The organism is Streptomyces sp. DS1-CR2 (genome assembly GCF_055760475.1).
The window spans coordinates 2,646,548-2,664,210 of the sequence record NZ_CM147085.1 but is presented as its reverse complement, the minus strand read 5'-3'; the positions used below and the strand labels follow the sequence as shown (position 1 = coordinate 2,664,210).

Genomic DNA, 17,663 nt, shown 5'->3' with positions numbered 1-17,663 from the left:
GTCACCCCTCAGGCGTATCCGCGCGCCGGCGCCTCAGCGTGGCCGCTTGCGCACGAGCGGCCGCCCTCTCAGCTCTCCTGGCCGGAAGGCCGCCGCGGACGCCGCAGGAGCGTCGACTTCCGCGCCGTCCAGCGGGAGCCCAGCGCCGCCCAGCGCTGCGAAAGGCTCCACGCCACTCGAACAGTCGAGCGGGGTGCGAGCGTCGCCCGCAGCCGGGCCGAGCGGCTCGACTTGGCGTGCAGGCCCTGCTCAAGGCGGCGCACGTCGTCCCCGAGACCCGCCGTCGGCTGCGGCCTCGGCGCGTAGAGGACCTGCTCCACCGCGGCCGCCACCCGATGCACGGAGTCCGCCGCCACCTGGTCGAGCTGTCCGACGCGGACGATCCGCGCAGCCGCCTTCCGCGGCGTCTGCGACTCGTCCGGTGCGATGCCGTGGTCCCACGCCGTATCGGTCACTTCCAGCCACGCCGCGAGGGCGCGTGCCGCCGCGTCCCCGTCCGTGCGGCCGGGCGAGCCGAGCCGCACCGCCCGTACCCGCCGCCGCCACAGCATCGGGAGCAGCGGCACGAGCACCACCAGCAGTACGCCGAGCGCGATGAGGGCGATCGTGCCGAAAGGCGGGCCGTCGCCGCCGGACACGCCGATCACCGCGGGAGCCGTGTTCGAGCAGCCGCCCAGCTTCCGCTCGGCCGCCGGGCAGTTGTCCGACGCGGAGGGCTGCCCCGCCGACGGCTCCGACGAAGCGGCCTCGCTGGGCGCCGCCGGGTTGCTCGGGCTGCCCGCCGCGGTGTCGTCACGCGTGTACTCGGGCGCCGTGCCGCGGTTCGGCGTCGGCTCGAAGCGGGTCCAGCCCACGCCCTCGAAGTACAGCTCAGGCCACGCGTGAGCGTCCCGCAGGCCAACCGACATCCGGCCGTCCGCCTGCGGAGAGCCCGGCGTGAAGCCCACCGCCACCCGCGCCGGAATCCCCAGCGTTCTGGCCATCGCGGCCATCGAGAAGGAGAAGTGGACGCAGAAGCCTTCCTTGTCCTTCAGGAAACGGGCGATGGCCGAGGAGCCGCTGCCCGCCCGGACCTCCGTGTTGTACGTGAAGCCGCCGCTCACGGCGAAGTAGTCCTGGAGCTTCACGGCCCGCTGGTAGTCGTTCGTCGCGCCCTCGGTGACGCGCAGCGCCGTCTCCTCGACGATCGCCGGCAGCGAGGACGGCACCTTGGTGAACTCCCGGCGCAGCTCGCTGGGCGCCGCGGGAGCGTTCGCCAGCTGCTCGGCGGTCGGCTGCACGATCAGGCTCTCTACGCCGTACTTCTTGCCGCGCGTGGTCTGGTTGTGATCGCCGACGAGGGTCCGGCCCACCGGCTCGTACCGCCAGCGTCCCGAGATGTCGACCTTCGTCGCCGGGTAGGGGAGCGGCAGCCAGTCCTGGGCGTACCAGCCGGCCGCCGCGATGTTCGTGCGGATCTCCGTCCTGCGGACGTCCGCGCCGAGGCCGCGCGGGCTCGGGAACGGCGAGGGCACGTCGATGACGCTGCGCTTGGCGGGCCGCCAGGTCGTCCCGTCGAACTCGTCGAGGGAGACGATCCGCAGATACAGGTCCTGGGTGTTCTTCGAGTTCGTGCGGTACGACATCACCTCCCGGTCCTCGGGCTGGTTCAGGCTGTTCTGAAGGGAGACCAGGGGGTTCACGGCGGAGATGGTGCCGCCGCCTCCGGAGCCCACACCCGTCCCCCTACCCGACGGGCCGAGCAGACCGCCGTCGAGCGCGGGCAGCGCGAGAGGCACCACCAGGGCGATGCCGAGCGCGAGCGCGCCGATGCGGCGGCCCGTACGAATCGGGGCCACTGCGTCGGCCGTGCTCTCCAACGCGCCGCCCGCGCGGCCCGGTGAGCGGGCCGTACCGCCGAAGACGCGCCCCCACTGCGAGAGCCGGTCCCGGCCCTCGGCGAGGAGCAGCAGCAGATAGCCACCGGCGGCGAGCAGGAACCACAGCCAGTCGGTGGAGCCCTGGGAGAGGCCCGCGGCGACCGAGTAGAGGGCGAGCAGCGGCAGCCCGGCGGGCGCCGCGCTGCGGAACGTCACCGCGAGCGCGTCCACCGCGAGGCCGATCACCAGGACGCCGCCCACGAGCATCAGCCGGATCCCGTCGGACAGCGGCGCGGGGATCGCGAACCGCCCCACGTCGTCGCCGCCCGCCTGGAGCAGCTCCCCGAAGTGACGGAACGCCTCCGGCCCCGGCAGCACCCCGCCGATCGCCTGGGCGTTCGCGAACAGCAGAGTCAGCAGCAGCAGCGTCACGAGCGCCTGCACGGCCACCGTGAACGGCCGCGCGAGAGGCACCCGCCGGGTCAGTGCCCCCACCCCGGCCTGGACGACCAGCAGGAACGCGGCCTGGAAGATCCAGGTCGCCAGATCGACCAGCGGCAGCAGCGCGCACGCCGCCAGGAACGTGGCCGTCGTCGCACACAGCGCCAGCCGAGCGCCTCCACTCATGACCGCGCCTTTCCCCCTGAGACATCACGCGTGATCAAGAACCCCACCCGGACACCGCCGGTCCGCTCTGCGCGCCCGTGGCCGCCCGGTGCCGGTCGGCGTCCCGCCACAGCTCGGTCAAGGACGTGCCGGGCGGGACCGCGTGGGCGGACCAGCCCGCCTCGCGCAGCATCCGCAGCCGCTCCTCGCAGCGCTCCGAAGGGGCGCCGCGCGTCCAGGCCCCGCTGTCCAGGACGAAGGCGACGGCGCCGCCGCTGCGCTGCCGCATCTTGGCGGCGACCGCCGTCTGTTCTTCGTCGAGATCGCCGAAGAAGGCCACCAGCAGCCCCTCGTTCCCCCCACGCAGCATCTCGTAGGCGCGCGAGAGCCCCGAGCCGTCCGAGTGGTCGACGACGGCGAGCGTGTCCATCATCAGTCCGGCAGCGTCCGCCGACTCCTGGCTGGCGCCCGCGAACCCGTCGGACCCCTCGCTCGGCACCGAAGTGCCCGTATCGGTCAACAGGCGTACGGAGAAGCCCCGTTCGAGCATGTGGAACAGTGTCGACGCCGTACCGGACACCGCCCACTCGAAGGCCGAGTCGGGGCCCGCGCCCTGGAAGGCGAGGCGCCGGGTGTCGAGGAGCACCGTGCAGCGGGCCCGCTGCGGCTGCTCCTCGCGGCGCACCATCAGCTCGCCGTATCGCGCGGTCGAGCGCCAGTGCACGCGGCGCAGGTCGTCTCCGTAGCGGTAACCGCGCGGGATCACGTCGTCCTCGCCGGCCAGGGCCAGCGAGCGGTTGCGCCCGTCGCCGTACCCCTTGGCCTCTCCGGTCAGCCGCACCGCGGGCAGCGGCTCCACGCGCGGGATGACCGTGAGGGTGTCGTACGTGGAGAAGGAACGGGACAGTTCGCACAGGCCGAACGGGTCCGTCAGGCGCAGCTGGAGCGGGCCGAGCGGATAGCGGCCCCGCAGGTCCGAGCGCACGCGGTACGACACCTCGCGGCGGCCGCCCGCCTCCACCCGGTCCAGGACGAAACGGGGACGCGGCCCGAGCACGTACGGCACCCGGTCCTGGAGCATCAGCAGACCGGTGGGCAGCCGCGAGACGTTGTCCATCCGGAGATGGACGCGGGCCTCGCTGCCTGCGGGCACGCGCGCGGGGGACAGGCGTCGGCTGCTCGAGACCCGGTAGCGCGTGCGGTAGAGCACGAACGCGCAGACCAGCGGCAGCACGGCGAGCAGCAGCCCGACCCGGAGCAGATCGGCCTGCCCCAGGACATACGCGCAGATCGCCGCCGCGATCCCGGCGGCCAGGAACGAACGGCCCCTGGTGGTCAGCCCCGAGAGCGCGACCCGGAGGCCGCTCTTGTCGGCGTCACCCTCGGAGCCTCCCCCGTCGGCCATCACAGCCTCCGGGCGCCGGGCGGCTGCTGGCCGTACATCGGGGATCCGTGGCCCGAGGCGGCCGGGACCGCCGTGTGCTGGATGATCTCCAGGACGACCTGCTCGGACGTGCGCCGGTTCAACTGGGCCTGGGCGGTGGGCAGCAGGCGGTGCGCGAGGACCTGTACGGCGAGCGCTTGCACGTCGTCGGGCAGTGCGTACTCACGCCCGCTCAGCGCCGCGGATGCCTTCGCCGCCCGCAGCAGATGAAGCGTGGCGCGCGGCGAGGCGCCGAGTCTGAGGTCGGGGTGGCTGCGCGTGGCAGCGACCAGGTCGACCGCGTACCGCCGCACCGAGTCGGCCACGTGGACCGAGCGGACGGCGTCGACGAGCTTCACGATGTCGTGCGCGTGCGCCACCGGCTGGAGGTCGTCCAGCGGGGAGGCCCCGCCATGGATGTCGAGCATCTGCAGCTCGGCCTCCGGGCTCGGATAGCCGATCGACACCCGGGCCATGAAACGGTCGCGCTGCGCCTCGGGCAGCGGGTACGTGCCCTCCATCTCGACCGGGTTCTGCGTGGCCACCACCATGAAGGGGCTGGGCAGCTCGTACGTCTGCCCGTCGATGGTGACCTGGCGCTCCTCCATGGACTCCAGGAGCGCCGACTGTGTCTTCGGGGACGCGCGGTTGATCTCGTCGCCGATCACGATCTGCGCGAAGATCGCACCGGGCTTGAACTCGAAGTCCCTGCGCTGCTGGTCCCAGATGGACACACCGGTGATGTCCGACGGCAGCAGGTCGGGCGTGAACTGGATGCGACGCACCGAGCAGTCGATGGACTTGGCGAGCGCCTTCGCCAGCATGGTCTTGCCGACGCCCGGTACATCCTCGATGAGCAGGTGCCCCTCGGCCAGGAGCACCGTCAGCGAAAGCCGTACGACCTCCGGCTTGCCCTCGATCACACCCTCCACCGACCTGCGCACCCGCTCCACAGTGGTGGTCAGATCAGTGAGGCTCGCTCGATCGTCATAGGTCGTCACCCGGCCCTCCTCGGCCCGTACTTTCCGGGCCGACGCTCTTGGCTGCGGCCCGGCCCACCCCGAAACACGGACACCACGCGCGACGAGTTCCATCTCCTCGCACGGGGTGCCACTCCGCATTCTTGTTGCCGTTACCGGTTCGTGTCATCCGCCTGTGGATAACTGCCAGCGATATGTCGGGGCTTGCGGCCTTTTGTTACGCGGGATCAATCTCCCGGAGGAGACCCGTCTTCACATCGAAGACGAATCCGCGCACATTGCCGGTGTCCACCAGGAACGGGGACGTCCGCACGCGCTGCATCGACTGGCGCACGTCCTGGTCGACATCGCGGAACGCCTCGACGGCCCAGGCCGGACGCTGGCCGACCTCCATCTCCAGCTCGTGGCGGAACTCCTCCGTGAGGCTCTCCAGGCCGCAGCCGGTGTGGTGGATGAGGACCACACTGCGGGTGCCGAGCGCCCGCTGGCTGATGGTGAGCGACCGGATGACGTCATCGGTGACGACGCCGCCCGCATTGCGGATGGTGTGGCAGTCGCCCAGTTCGAGACCCAGGGCGTCGTGCAGGTCGAGCCGGGCGTCCATGCACGCCACGACGGCCACCTTCAGGACGGGCCGGGCGTCCATGCCGGGGTCGGCGAACGCCGCCGCGTAGCGCTGGTTCGCCTCGACGAGACGGTCGGTCACGGTGCCGTCGACGGGTATGGCGCCTTCGGACTCGGCAGGGAGGGATGCGGAAGTCGTCATAGCTATGACGGTAATGGTCACTGCTGGGACAAGCCCGCTGTGAGAGGGGACAAAGAACGCCTTCGCGGCTTGTTGTGAGGTAACCCACAGAGGCAGCGCCGACTCGCCCGTACGGGTGATTTCTGCTGACCCGTGGCATCGCGAAGAGGCGGCGCGCGACGCGCAGGCCGGTTGATTGACCGGGCGACACCGTGGACTAAAGTGACGCGGAAACCCCAGGAAACACCGAAGATCCCGGCACTTCACCGGACTCTTCACCACGTGCGCGACGGGCACCCCGGCGGTGCGTGGGCGCCGCGCCGGAACTGAGAGGGCCCCTTGAGCCAGTCCCGACATGTCCCGGTGATGCTCCAGCGCTGCCTGGACCTGTTGGCCCCGGCCCTCGCCGAGCCGGGCGCGGTCGTCGTCGACTGCACGCTCGGCCTCGGCGGACACAGCGAGGCCCTCCTCTCCACGTTCCCCTCCTGCCGCCTCGTCGGTCTCGACCGCGACAAGGAGGCCCTGCGCCTCTCCGGTGAGCGCCTCGCCCCGTTCGGCGACCGCGCCACCCTCGTACACGCCGTCTACGACGAGCTGCCCGAGGTCCTCGGCCGGCTCGGCGTCCCGCGCGTGCAGGGCGTCCTCTTCGACCTGGGCGTCTCCTCCATGCAACTCGACGAGGCCGAGCGCGGCTTCGCCTACGCGCAGGACGCGCCGCTCGACATGCGCATGGACCAGACGACCGGAATGAGCGCCGCCGAGGTCCTCAACACGTACCCCCCGGGCGAGCTGGTGCGGATCCTGCGCGCGTACGGCGAGGAGAAGCAGGCCAAGCGGATCGTCTCGGCGGTCGTGCGCGAGCGCGAGAAGGAGCCGTTCAGCAACAGCGCCCGGCTCGTGGAACTGATCCGCGACGCGCTGCCGCAGGCCGCCAAGCGCACCGGCGGCAACCCCGCCAAGCGCACCTTCCAGGCCCTGCGCATCGAGGTGAACGGCGAGCTCAGCGTCCTGGAGCGGGCGATTCCGGCCGCCGTGCAGGCGCTCGCCGTCGGGGGACGTATCGCGGTCCTGTCGTACCACTCGCTCGAGGACCGGCTCGTGAAGCAGGTGTTCGCGGCCGGCGCCGCCAACACCGCGCCGCCCGGGCTCCCGGTCGTCCCCGAGCGCTATCAGCCGCGGCTCAAGCTGCTCACGCGCGGCGCCGAGCTCCCCACGGAGGAAGAGGTCGCCGAGAACCGCCGGGCGGCCCCGGCGCGGCTGCGGGGTGCGCAGCGCATCCGCGAGGAGGTCGCCGGGTGAGTTCCGGGCGCGCGAGGAGGGGTCGATGAGTCCGAGGGGCGAACTGCGGGGGAGGGCCGCGCGACTCGCGCGGCTGCTGCCCTCGGGGCCCGCGGGTGGCAGCCAGGCCGCCCGCACACCGTTCGTGCTCCTCGTCGTGCTCCTGCTCGGCGGCGGGCTGATCACGCTCCTGATGCTGAACTCGGCGCTCAACGAAGGGTCGTTCAGGCTGAACGACATCAAGAAGCAGACGACCGACCTCACCGAGGACGAGCAGGCGCTCCAGCGCGACGTCGACGCCTACGCGGCCCCCGACTCCCTGCAGCGCCGCGCCCGCGAGCTGGGTATGGTCCCCGGCGGCGACCCGGCCTTCCTCAACCCCGACGGCACCGTGCGCGGCGTCCCCGGCGCGGCGGCCCCCTCTGCGCTGTGGCGCCCCGCGCCGCCCCCGCCCGAGGTCGTGGGCAGGACTCCGAGCTCCTCGCCGACCCCGTCAGCGACCCCCATGGCCACGCCAACCCCGTCAGCGACCCCCAAGGCCACACCGAACCCCACGTCCTCGCAGGTGAAACCCGCGCCCTCGACCTCCGGCAGGTGACGGAATGACCGACAGGGAGCCCCCGCGACGCCGGGTCCCAGCGCCCGCGAGGAACGGCCGCCCAGCCCCCCGGCGCCCCGGCCCCGGCGCGCGGCGCCCGCGGCCGGCCCCCGTCAAGGCGCCCGTCGCCCTGCGCCTCGGCAGCCCGCGGCCCCGGCTGCGCATGGTCAGCCTCGGCCTGACCCTCGTCCTCATCGCCTTCGTCGTACGCCTGCTCCAGGTGCAGGCCGTCGACGCCAGCGCGTACGCGGCCAAGGCCGAACAGCACCGGTACGTCGAGCACGTCCTCGCGGCCGAGCGCGGCGGGATCACGGACCGCAGTGGCGTCGCGCTCGCCACCAGCGTGGACGCGTACGACATCACCGCCGACCCCACGATGTTCCGGCCGGCGGACACCGTGGCCGGCAAGAACACCCCGCCCCCGGCGGTGCCGAAGGACGCGCCCGAGCAGGCCGCGGCGCTCCTCGCCCCGATCCTCGGCATGGACGCCGACGTGGTCGCGAAGAAGCTGCGGACCCCCAGGACGCGCTACGTCCTGCTGGCCCGCCGCCAGACCCCCCAGGTCTGGAAGCAGATCAAGGACCTCAAGAGCACGCTCGCGGAGAAGGCGGACCGGGAGAAGTCGGCGAGCGTCATCGCCGGAGTCTTCGCCGACCCCAGCAGCAAGCGCGTGTACCCGAACGGCGATCTGGCCGCCGGGATACTGGGCTGGGTCAACGCCGACGGCAAGGGCGGCGGCGGTGTCGAGCAGCAGCTGAACAAAGATCTTGCGGGCAAGCCCGGCAAGATCAAGTACGCCCAGTCCGGCGGCCGCCAGGTGCCCACGGCCGGCAGCAACGAGCAGCCCGCCGTGCCCGGTTCGGAGATCGAGCTCACCATCGACCGCGACATCCAGTGGGCCGCCCAGGAGGCGATCACCGACCAGGTGAAGAAGTCCGGCGCGGACCGCGGCTACGTGATGGTGCAGGACACCCGGACCGGCGAGGTCCTGGCGATGGCCAACGCGCCCGGCTTTGACCCCAACGACCTCTCGCAGGCCAACTCCACCGCCCTGGGCAACGCCGCGCTCCAGGACGCGTACGAGCCCGGCTCCACCGCGAAGGTCATGTCGATGGCCGCCGTGCTCGAGGAGAAAGCGGCCACCCCGGACACACATGTCACGGTGCCCAACCGGCTGCACCGCGGCGACCGGCTCTTCCAGGACGACATCGACCACCCCACCTGGCACCTCACGCTGAACGGCGTGCTCGCCAAGTCCAGCAACATCGGCACCATCCTGGCCGCGGGCCAGCTCGGCAAGACCCAGCACCAGGCCAACCAGGTCCTCTCGTCGTACCTGCGCAAGTTCGGCATCGGCCGCCCCACCGGGCTCGACTTCCCGGGCGAGACCCCGGGCATCCTGGCCCCCGCCGACGAGTGGTCGACCTCGCAGCAGTACACGATCCCTTTCGGCCAGGGTTTCTCCATCAACGCGATGCAGGCGGCCTCCGTCTACTCGACCATCGCCAACGGCGGCGTACGCGTGGAGCCCACCCTCGTACGCGGCACCAAGGGACCCGACGGCAGGTTCACTCCGGCCCCGAAGCCCAAGGAGAACCGGGTCGTCAGCGCGAAAACGGCCAAGACGGTCGCGCAGATGCTCGAGTCCGTCGTGGACGACGAGGAGGGCACCGGCGCCAAGGCGCGCATCCCCGGCTACCGCGTCGCCGGAAAGACCGGCACCGCCAACCGAGTAGATCCGGCCACCGGCAGATACAAGGGCTACACCTCGTCCTTCGCCGGTTTCGCCCCCGCCGACCAGCCCCGCGTCACCGTCTACTGCGCGATCCAGAACGCCACCAAGGGCAGCTACTTCGGTGGCCAGATCTGCGGCCCCATCTACAAGCAGGTCATGGAGTTCGCCCTCAAGACGCTCCAGGTCCCGCCCACCGGCGCCGAGCCCGCCCGGCTGCCCGTCAGCTTCCAGCCCTGATCCGAGCCCCGAGAGTGACCAGGTACAGCCCGTGACAACGATCACCCCGGACCCCGGGAACCAGCCCGCGCCACGCCCCTCGCTTCGCTCCATGGGCGGTGCGCCCGGTACGCTCACCGCCGTGCCACACGCTGATCAGTCCCAAACCACCCAGAAGGGCGCTCCCGTGACATATCCGGGACCGCCGCGACCGGTGCAGGTCACCGCGACGCGACTTGCCGATCTCGCAGATCAGCTGGGTGTCCCCGCGCCCGAAGAACCCACGGCGTCGACGGGGAGCACCGGCATCACGCACGACTCGCGCGCCGTGCGCCCCGGCGACATCTACGCGGCCCTGCCCGGCGCCCGCTTCCACGGCGCCGACTTCGCCGCCCAGGCCGCGAGCCTCGGCGCCGTCGCCGCCCTCACGGACCCGTCGGGCGCCGAGCGCGTCGAGGCGGCCGGTCTGCCGGCCCTCGTCGTGGAGAACCCGCGCGGGCGGATGGGCGAGCTGGCGGCCACGATCTACGGCCACCCCGGCCGCGATCTGCTCCAGATCGGGATCACCGGCACCTCCGGCAAGACCACGACGGCCTACCTCATCGAGGGCGGCCTGCGCCAGATGCGCAGCACCGGACTCATCGGCACCGTCGAGATGCGCATCGGCGACGAGCGCATCAAGTCGGAGCGCACCACCCCCGAGGCCACCGACCTCCAGGCGCTGTTCGCGGTGATGCGCGAGCGCGGCGTGGACGCGGTCGCCATGGAGGTCTCCAGCCACGCCCTCGTGCTCGGCCGCGTCGACGGCTGCGTCTTCGACGTGGCGGTCTTCAACAACCTCAGCCCGGAACACATGGAGTTCCACTCCGACATGGAGGACTACTTCCGGGCCAAGGCGCAGCTGTTCACGCGGGCACGCAGCAAACAGGGCGTCGTGAACTTCGACGACGAGTACGGCCGCCGCCTGGTCGGCGAGGCCGAAGTGCCCGTCGTGACCTTTTCCGCCGAGGGCCATCCGGACGCCGACTGGCGCGCCGAGGACGTCGAGGTCGGCCCGTTCGACTCCGCCTTCGTGGCCGTCGGCCCCAAGGGCGAGCGGATCACCGCCAAGTCCCCGCTCGCCGGGCCGTTCAACGTGGCCAACGCGCTCGCCGCGATCGTCGCGCTCGCCGTCGCGGGCATCGACCCGCAGCAGGCCGCGGACGGCGTCGCCGCCGTGCCGGGTGTCCCCGGCCGCCTGGAGCGCGTCGACGCCGGCCAGGCCTACCTCGCGGTCGTCGACTACGCGCACAAGACCGACGCCGTCGAGTCCGTGCTGCGCGCGCTGCGCAAGGTCACCGAGAACAAGCTGCACATCGTGCTCGGCTGCGGCGGCGACCGTGACATCACCAAGCGGATGCCGATGGGCGCCGCCGCCGCCCGGCTCGCCGACACCGCCGTACTGACATCGGACAACCCCCGCTCCGAGGACCCCCTCGCGATCCTCGCCACGATGCTCGCCGGAGCCGCCGAGGTGCCGGCCCACGAGCGCGGCGAGGTCCAGGTCTTCGAGGACAGGGCGGCGGCCATCGCCGCCGTGGTCGCCCGCGCACAGCCGGGCGACACCGTCCTGATCGCGGGCAAGGGCCACGAGCAGGGCCAGGACATCGCCGGGGTGGTGCGTCCCTTCGACGACCGCCTGGTGCTTCGCGAAGCTATCCAGCAAACCCAGGGATGAAGTTGTGATCGCCCTCTCCCTCGCCGAGATCGCCACAGTCGTCGGCGGGCAGACGTACGACATACCGGATCTGTCCGTCCAGGTCACCGGACCGGTCGTCAGGGACTCCCGTGAAGTGGAGCCCGGCAGCCTCTTCGTCGCCTTCGTCGGCGAGCGCGTCGACGGCCACGACTACGCGGCCGCCGTGGTGGACGCCGGAGCGGCCGCCGTGCTCGCCTCGCGCCCGGTCGGGGTGCCCGCCATCGTTGTCGACGACGTGCAGGCCGCCCTCGGCGCGCTGGCGCGCACCGTCGTCGAACGGCTCGGCGCCACCCTCGTCGCGCTCACCGGTTCCGCCGGCAAGACCAGCACCAAGGACCTGATCGCCCAGGTCCTGCGCCGCAAGGCGCCCACGGTCTTCACGCCGGGCTCGCTCAACAACGAGATCGGCCTGCCGCTGACCGCGCTGAGCGCCACCGACGACACCCGCTACCTCGTCCTGGAGATGGGTGCGCGCGGCAAGGGCCACATCCGGTACCTCACCGGTCTGACCCCGCCGAGGATCGGCGTCGTCCTCAACGTCGGCACCGCGCACATCGGCGAGTTCGGCGGCCGTGAGCAGATCGCCGAGGCCAAGGGCGAGCTCGTCGAGAGCCTGCCGGCCGACGGCACCGCGATCCTCAACGCCGACGACCCGCTGGTCCGCGCGATGGCCTCCCGCACGAAGGCGAAGGTGCTGCTCTTCGGAGAGGGCGCCGACGCCGACGTACGCGCCGAGAATGTCCGGCTCACGGAGAACGGACAGCCTTCCTTCAGCCTTCGCACACCCTCCGGGTGCAGCGACGTGACCTTGCGCCTGTACGGTGAGCACCACGTGTCGAACGCGCTCGCCGCGGCCGCCGTCGCCCATGACCTTGGCATGTCCGTGGAGGAGATCGCCCTCGCGCTCTCCGAGGCGGGCACACTGTCCCGCTGGCGTATGGAGGTCACCGAGCGCCCGGACGGCGTGACAGTCGTCAACGACGCCTACAACGCGAACCCCGAGTCCATGCGAGCCGCTCTGCGAGCGCTCGCAGCGATGGGCAAGACCCGGCGGGCAAAGGGGGGTCGTACATGGGCGGTGCTCGGTCATATGGCCGAGCTCGGGGACGAGGCGCTGGCCGAGCACGACGCGGTCGGACGGCTTGCCGTCCGGCTCAACGTCAGCAAGCTCGTGGCAGTCGGGGGCAGGGAAGCGTCCTGGCTGCAACTGGGCGCCTATAACGAGGGTTCGTGGGGTGAGGAGTCGGTGCACGTGTCCGACGCACAGGCGGCTGTCGACCTGTTGCGCAGCGAGCTGCGCCCGGGTGACGTCGTGCTCGTGAAGGCCTCCAGGTCGGTGGGCCTGGAGAGCGTCGCGCAGGCGCTGCTCGCCGTCGACGGCGACAACGTGGGCGAGGTTGCTGCCCGATGATGAAGCAGATCCTCTTCGCGGGTGTGATCGGGCTCTTCCTGACCCTGATCGGGACGCCCCTGCTGATCAAGCTCCTTGCGCGCAAGGGCTATGGCCAGTACATCCGTGACGACGGCCCGCGCGAGCACCATGCCAAGCGCGGTACGCCGACGATGGGTGGTATCGCCTTCATCCTGGCGACGTTCATCGCGTACTTCATGAGCAAGATCATCACCGGCGCCGCGCCGACCCTGTCGGGCCTGCTGGTGCTCGGCCTGATGGGCGGCATGGGCCTGGTCGGTTTCCTCGACGACTACATCAAGATCGTCAAGCGCCGCTCGCTCGGCCTGCGGGCCAAGGCGAAGATGGCCGGACAGCTGACCGTCGGCATCGCCTTCGCGGTGCTCTCGCTCCAGTTCGCCGACAACCGCGGCAACACCCCGGCCTCCACGAAGCTCTCCTTCGTGCAGGACTTCGGCTGGACGATCGGCCCGGTCCTGTTCGTGGTCTGGGCGCTGTTCATGATCCTCGCGATGTCGAACGGCGTGAACCTCACGGACGGCCTCGACGGCCTCGCCACCGGCGCCTCCGTGATGGTCTTCGGCGCGTACACCTTCATCGGTGTCTGGCAGTTCCAGGAGTCCTGCGCCAACGCGCAGACCCTCACCAACCCCGCCGCCTGTTTCGAAGTCAGAGACCCACTCGACCTGGCCGTCGTCGCATCCGCCCTGATGGGCGCCTGCTTCGGCTTCCTGTGGTGGAACACCTCGCCCGCGAAGATCTTCATGGGTGACACCGGCTCCCTCGCGCTCGGCGGCGCCCTCGCGGGTCTGGCCATCTGCTCCCGCACGGAGTTCCTGCTCGCTCTGCTCGGCGGCCTGTTCGTCCTGATCACCATGTCCGTGGTCATCCAGGTCGGCTCCTTCCGGCTCACCGGCAAGCGCGTCTTCCGCATGGCGCCACTGCAACACCACTTCGAACTCAAGGGCTGGTCCGAAGTCCTTGTGGTGGTCCGCTTCTGGATCATCCAGGGCATGTGCGTGATCGTCGGACTCGGCCTCTTCTACGCGGGATGGGCAGCCGACAAGTGACCACTGGGTCCGACTGGCAGAACAAGCGAGTCACCGTCGCCGGTCTCGGCGTGAGCGGCATCAGCGCCGCCCGCGCCCTGGCCGGCCTCGGCGCGTCGGTCACGGTCGTGGACGGCGGCGACAGCGAGGCGCACCGCGCCAGGGCGGCCGAGCTCGCGCAGCTCGGCGTCGCGGCCCGGCTCGGGGACGCCGAGACGCTCCCCGAAGGCACCGAACTCGTCGTCACGTCACCGGGCTGGAAGCCCTCGTCCCCGCTCTTCGCGGCGGCGGCGCAGGCCGGCGTGGACGTCGTCGGGGACGTGGAGATCGCCTGGCGCCTGCGCGGCCCCGGCGCCGCTCCCTGGCTCGCCGTCACGGGCACCAACGGCAAGACCACCACGACGCAGATGCTCGCGTCGATCCTGGAAGCGGCGGGCCTGAGCACGGCCGCCGTCGGCAACATCGGCACGCCGATCATCGACGTCGTACTCGAAGGCGACGACGCGTACGACGTGTTCGCCGTCGAGCTCTCCTCGTACCAGCTGCACTGGGCGCCCTCGCTGCGCGCCCACTCCGGGGTGGTCCTCAACCTCGCGCCCGACCACCTCGACTGGCACGGCTCCATGGAGGCGTACGCCGCCGACAAGGGCCGTATCTACGAGGGCAATCAGGTCGCCTGCGTCTACAACGTCGACGCCACCGACAAGCCGTCGACCGAGGACCTGGTCCGCGAGGCCGACGTCGAGGAGGGCTGTCGCGCGATCGGCTTCACCCTCGGCACGCCGGGCCCCTCCCAACTCGGCGTCGTGGACGGCATCCTGGTCGACCGGGCCTTCGTCGACAACCGGCACAAGAACGCCCAGGAGCTCGCCGAGGTCGCGGACGTCGACCCGCCCGCCCCGCACAACATCGCGAACGCCCTCGCGGCAGCCGCCCTCGCACGCGCCTTCGGCGTCGAGCCCGCCGCCGTACGCGACGGACTGCGCGCCTTCACGCCGGACGCGCACCGCATCGCGCACGTCGCCGACGTCGACTCGGTCGCCTACATCGACGACTCCAAGGCGACCAACACCCATGCCGCGGAAGCCTCTTTGGCCGCGTACGAGTCGATCGTGTGGATCGCGGGCGGGCTCGCCAAGGGCGCGACCTTCGACGAGCTCGTCACCAGGTCGGCGAAGCGGCTGCGCGGGGTCGTCCTGATCGGCCAGGACCGCGCGCTGATCCGGGAAGCCCTCGCGCGACACGCCCCTCACGTCCCGGTGGTCGACCTCGACCGGACCGACACTGGTGCGATGTCGCAGGCGGTCCAGGAGGCCGCGCGGCTCGCCCGGCCGGGGGACACCGTGCTGATGGCCCCGGCCTGCGCGTCGATGGACATGTTCACCAACTACAACAAGCGTGGCGACGCGTTCGCGGAAGCGGTCCGCGAACTCGGCTCCACGAGCGTCTGACGGGGCCTTCGGGTGCCCGGTGACGCCGGGCACCCTCGGGAGGGGATCGTGGCAGCGTCATCGTCGTACAGCGGTGGGGTGAGCTGATGCCCGGCAGCAGCGCGCGGGCGGCCCGGCGGTCCCCGGCGGCGCGACCCCCGAAGAAACCGGCCGGGCCGGCCCGCGTCAGCCCCGTACGGCGCCTCTGCACCCAGGCCCGCCGCGCCTGGGACCGCCCCCTCACCGCGTACTACCTGATCCTAGGCTCCAGCCTCCTGATCACCGTGCTCGGCCTGGTGATGGTCTACTCGGCCTCGATGATCACGGCCCTGCAGAACGGGCTGCCCAGCTCGTACTACTTCCGCAAGCAGTTCCTCGCGGCGGTGATCGGCGGGGCCCTGCTGTTCGCCGCCATGCGGATGCCGGTGAAGCTGCACCGCGCGCTGGCCTACCCGCTGCTCGCCGGCAGCGTCTTCCTGATGGTCCTCGTGCAGGTGCCGGGGATAGGAGTCTCCATCGGGGGCAACCAGAACTGGATCTCGCTGGGCGGCCCCTTCATGCTCCAGCCCAGCGAGTTCGGGAAGCTGGCCCTCGTCCTGTGGGGCGCGGACCTCATGGCGCGCAAGCACGACAAGCGGCTGCTCAGCCAGTGGAAACACATGCTGGTGCCGCTCGTCCCGGTGGCCTTCCTGCTGCTCGGACTGATCATGCTCGGCGGCGACATGGGCACGGCGATCCTGCTCACCGCCATCCTCTTCGGACTGCTCTGGCTGGCCGGGGCGCCCACCCGTCTGTTCGTCGGTGTGCTCTCCGTCGCGGCCGCCATCGGCGTCTTCCTCATCAGGACCAGCCCGAACCGCATGGCACGCCTGTCCTGCCTCGGCTCCACGGACGCGGGCCCCGACGACATCTGCTGGCAGGGACTGCACGGCATCTACGCCCTCGCTTCGGGCGGATTCTTCGGATCCGGGCTCGGTGCGAGTGTGGAAAAATGGGGCCAACTCCCCGAAGCGCACACCGACTTCATCTTCGCCATCACCGGTGAGGAACTGGGCCTTGCGGGGACGCTGTCGGTGCTCGCCCTGTACGCGGCTCTAGGCTATGCGGGTATCCGCGTGGCCGGACGCACGGAGGACCCCTTCGTGAGGTACGCCGCGGGTGGCGTGACCACCTGGATCACGGCTCAGGCCGTGGTCAACCTCGGTGCGGTGCTCGGTCTCCTGCCGATCGCCGGTGTCCCGCTCCCGCTGTTCTCGTACGGGGGGTCAGCTCTGCTGCCGACCATGTTCGCCGTAGGACTTCTGATCGCGTTCGCGCGGCAGGAACCCGCGGCGCGGGCGGCCCTGGCCATGCGGCAGCCTCGGATGAGATGGAACACGATGCGACGGCGCGCCACGGCGCGTACGTCCGGAGAGCGGTGAATTTCGGTGCATGTCGTACTCGCCGGCGGGGGGACCGCCGGCCACATCGAGCCCGCGCTCGCCCTCGCGGACGCCCTGCGCAGGCAGGACCCGACCGTGGGCATCACGGCCCTCGGTACGGAGAAGGGGCTCGAGACGCGGCTCGTACCCGAGCGCGGATACGAACTCGCGCTGATCCCCGCCGTACCGCTGCCGCGCAAGCCAACCCCTGAACTGATCACCGTCCCGGGCCGGCTGCGCGGCACGATCAAGGCGGCCGAGCAGATCCTGGAGCGCACCAAGGCGGACTGCGTCGTCGGCTTCGGCGGCTATGTCGCCCTGCCCGGCTACCTCGCGGCCAAGCGCCTCGGTGTGCCGATCGTCGTGCACGAGGCCAACGCCCGCCCCGGCCTCGCCAACAAGATCGGTTCCCGCTACGCCGCGGGCGTCGCGGTCTCGACGCCCGACAGCAAGCTGCGCGGCTCCCGCTACATCGGCATCCCGCTGCGCCGCACCATCGCCACGCTCGACCGGGCGCGCGTACGGCCCGAGGCGCGCGCCGCCTTCGGCCTCGACCCGAACCTGCCGACGCTCCTCGTCTCCGGCGGCTCCCAGGGCGCCCGTCGCCTCAACGAGGTCGTCCAGCGGGTCGCTCCGCTGCTCCAGCAGTCCGGCATCCAGATCCTGCACGTCGTCGGCCCGAAGAACGAACTGCCGCACGTCCAGCAGATGCCGGGGATGCCCCCGTACATCCCGGTACCGTACGTGGACCGGATGGACCTCGCGTACGCCGCGGCCGACATGATGCTCTGCCGCGCGGGCGCGATGACCGTCGCCGAACTCTCCGCCGTCGGGCTCCCCGCCGCCTACGTCCCGCTGCCCATCGGCAACGGCGAACAGCGACTCAACGCCCAGCCGGTGGTCAAGGCCGGCGGCGGACTGCTTGTCGACGACGCGGAACTGACGCCCGAGTGGATCATGGGCAACGTCCTGCCCGTGCTCGGCGACCCGCACCGGCTGTACGAGATGTCCCGCGCCGCCTCCGAGTTCGGCCGCCGGGACGCCGACGAGCTGCTCGTCGGCATGGTGCGTGAGGCGATCGCCTCACGCCACCGCCAGTGACAAATCGGCGAGTGAGCCGAAGGGGCGCGCCGGTGTCGAGAGGTCATGGGGGTCCCCCCGCTCGAGTAAATTC

Annotated in this window: 13 protein-coding genes; 9 read left to right on the top strand and 4 right to left on the bottom strand. The window is 71.4% G+C overall.

From position 1 onward, the window contains the following. Window positions 1-68: 68 nt before the first annotated feature. The 4 genes from ACY0PA_RS13100 to ACY0PA_RS13085 all read right to left on the bottom strand — a co-directional run bounded on the left by ACY0PA_RS13100 (window position 69) and on the right by ACY0PA_RS13085 (window position 5,634). Window positions 69-2,486: a transglutaminase TgpA family protein gene (locus ACY0PA_RS13100; RefSeq protein ID WP_473084783.1), complete on the bottom strand. Its 2,418-nt coding sequence runs from the start codon at window positions 2,484-2,486 to the stop codon at window positions 69-71. A 34-nt stretch (window positions 2,487-2,520) separates the two neighbouring features. After that, complete coding sequence (locus tag ACY0PA_RS13095; protein ID WP_473084782.1) at window positions 2,521-3,870, bottom strand: DUF58 domain-containing protein; 1,350 nt, start codon at window positions 3,868-3,870, stop codon at window positions 2,521-2,523. Then, window positions 3,870-4,889 carry an AAA family ATPase gene (locus ACY0PA_RS13090; protein ID WP_473084781.1) on the bottom strand — a complete coding sequence of 340 codons (1,020 nt, stop codon included), beginning with the start codon at window positions 4,887-4,889 and terminating at the stop codon, window positions 3,870-3,872. The genes ACY0PA_RS13095 and ACY0PA_RS13090 overlap by 1 nt, the downstream gene beginning before the upstream one ends. A gap of 196 nt (window positions 4,890-5,085) precedes the next feature. Beyond that, on the bottom strand, window positions 5,086-5,634 hold the full coding sequence (locus ACY0PA_RS13085) for a beta-class carbonic anhydrase (protein WP_473084780.1): 549 nt from the start codon (window positions 5,632-5,634) through the stop codon (window positions 5,086-5,088). 318 nt (window positions 5,635-5,952) lie between these two features. Here ACY0PA_RS13085 and rsmH point away from each other — a divergent pair, with 318 nt between their 5' ends. From rsmH to murG, 9 genes are all read left to right on the top strand, one after another. Beyond that, complete coding sequence (gene rsmH, locus ACY0PA_RS13080) at window positions 5,953-6,912, top strand: 16S rRNA (cytosine(1402)-N(4))-methyltransferase RsmH (RefSeq protein WP_473084779.1); 960 nt, start codon at window positions 5,953-5,955, stop codon at window positions 6,910-6,912. 25 nt (window positions 6,913-6,937) lie between these two features. Next, window positions 6,938-7,489, top strand: a complete 552-nt coding sequence (gene ftsL / locus ACY0PA_RS13075; RefSeq protein WP_473084778.1) for a cell division protein FtsL — start codon at window positions 6,938-6,940, stop codon at window positions 7,487-7,489. 4 nt (window positions 7,490-7,493) lie between these two features. Beyond that, a complete protein-coding gene (locus ACY0PA_RS13070; RefSeq protein ID WP_473084777.1) occupies window positions 7,494-9,461 on the top strand; it encodes a peptidoglycan D,D-transpeptidase FtsI family protein in 1,968 nt (655 codons plus the stop codon). Window positions 9,462-9,492: 31 nt separating this feature from the next. Then, window positions 9,493-11,157 (top strand): UDP-N-acetylmuramoyl-L-alanyl-D-glutamate--2,6-diaminopimelate ligase, encoded by a 1,665-nt coding sequence (locus ACY0PA_RS13065; RefSeq protein WP_473084776.1) that lies wholly within the window; start codon window positions 9,493-9,495, stop codon window positions 11,155-11,157. Window positions 11,158-11,161: 4 nt separating this feature from the next. Continuing rightward, the gene (locus ACY0PA_RS13060) at window positions 11,162-12,589 is read left to right on the top strand and encodes a UDP-N-acetylmuramoyl-tripeptide--D-alanyl-D-alanine ligase (protein WP_473084775.1); all 1,428 of its coding nucleotides are present in this window, start codon (window positions 11,162-11,164) and stop codon (window positions 12,587-12,589) included. Continuing rightward, window positions 12,586-13,659 (top strand): phospho-N-acetylmuramoyl-pentapeptide-transferase, encoded by a 1,074-nt coding sequence (gene mraY, locus ACY0PA_RS13055; RefSeq protein ID WP_100592220.1) that lies wholly within the window; start codon window positions 12,586-12,588, stop codon window positions 13,657-13,659. The genes ACY0PA_RS13060 and mraY overlap by 4 nt, the downstream gene beginning before the upstream one ends. Beyond that, window positions 13,656-15,089: a UDP-N-acetylmuramoyl-L-alanine--D-glutamate ligase gene (murD, locus tag ACY0PA_RS13050; protein WP_473084774.1), complete on the top strand. Its 1,434-nt coding sequence runs from the start codon at window positions 13,656-13,658 to the stop codon at window positions 15,087-15,089. The genes mraY and murD overlap by 4 nt, the downstream gene beginning before the upstream one ends. 86 nt (window positions 15,090-15,175) lie before the next feature. Next, window positions 15,176-16,489 carry a putative lipid II flippase FtsW gene (gene ftsW, locus ACY0PA_RS13045; protein ID WP_473084773.1) on the top strand — a complete coding sequence of 438 codons (1,314 nt, stop codon included), beginning with the start codon at window positions 15,176-15,178 and terminating at the stop codon, window positions 16,487-16,489. Between the two features lie 6 nt (window positions 16,490-16,495). Continuing rightward, entirely contained in the window at window positions 16,496-17,590 is a 1,095-nt protein-coding gene (gene murG / locus ACY0PA_RS13040; protein WP_356283418.1) for an undecaprenyldiphospho-muramoylpentapeptide beta-N-acetylglucosaminyltransferase, read from the top strand. Window positions 17,591-17,663: the final 73 nt, after the last annotated feature.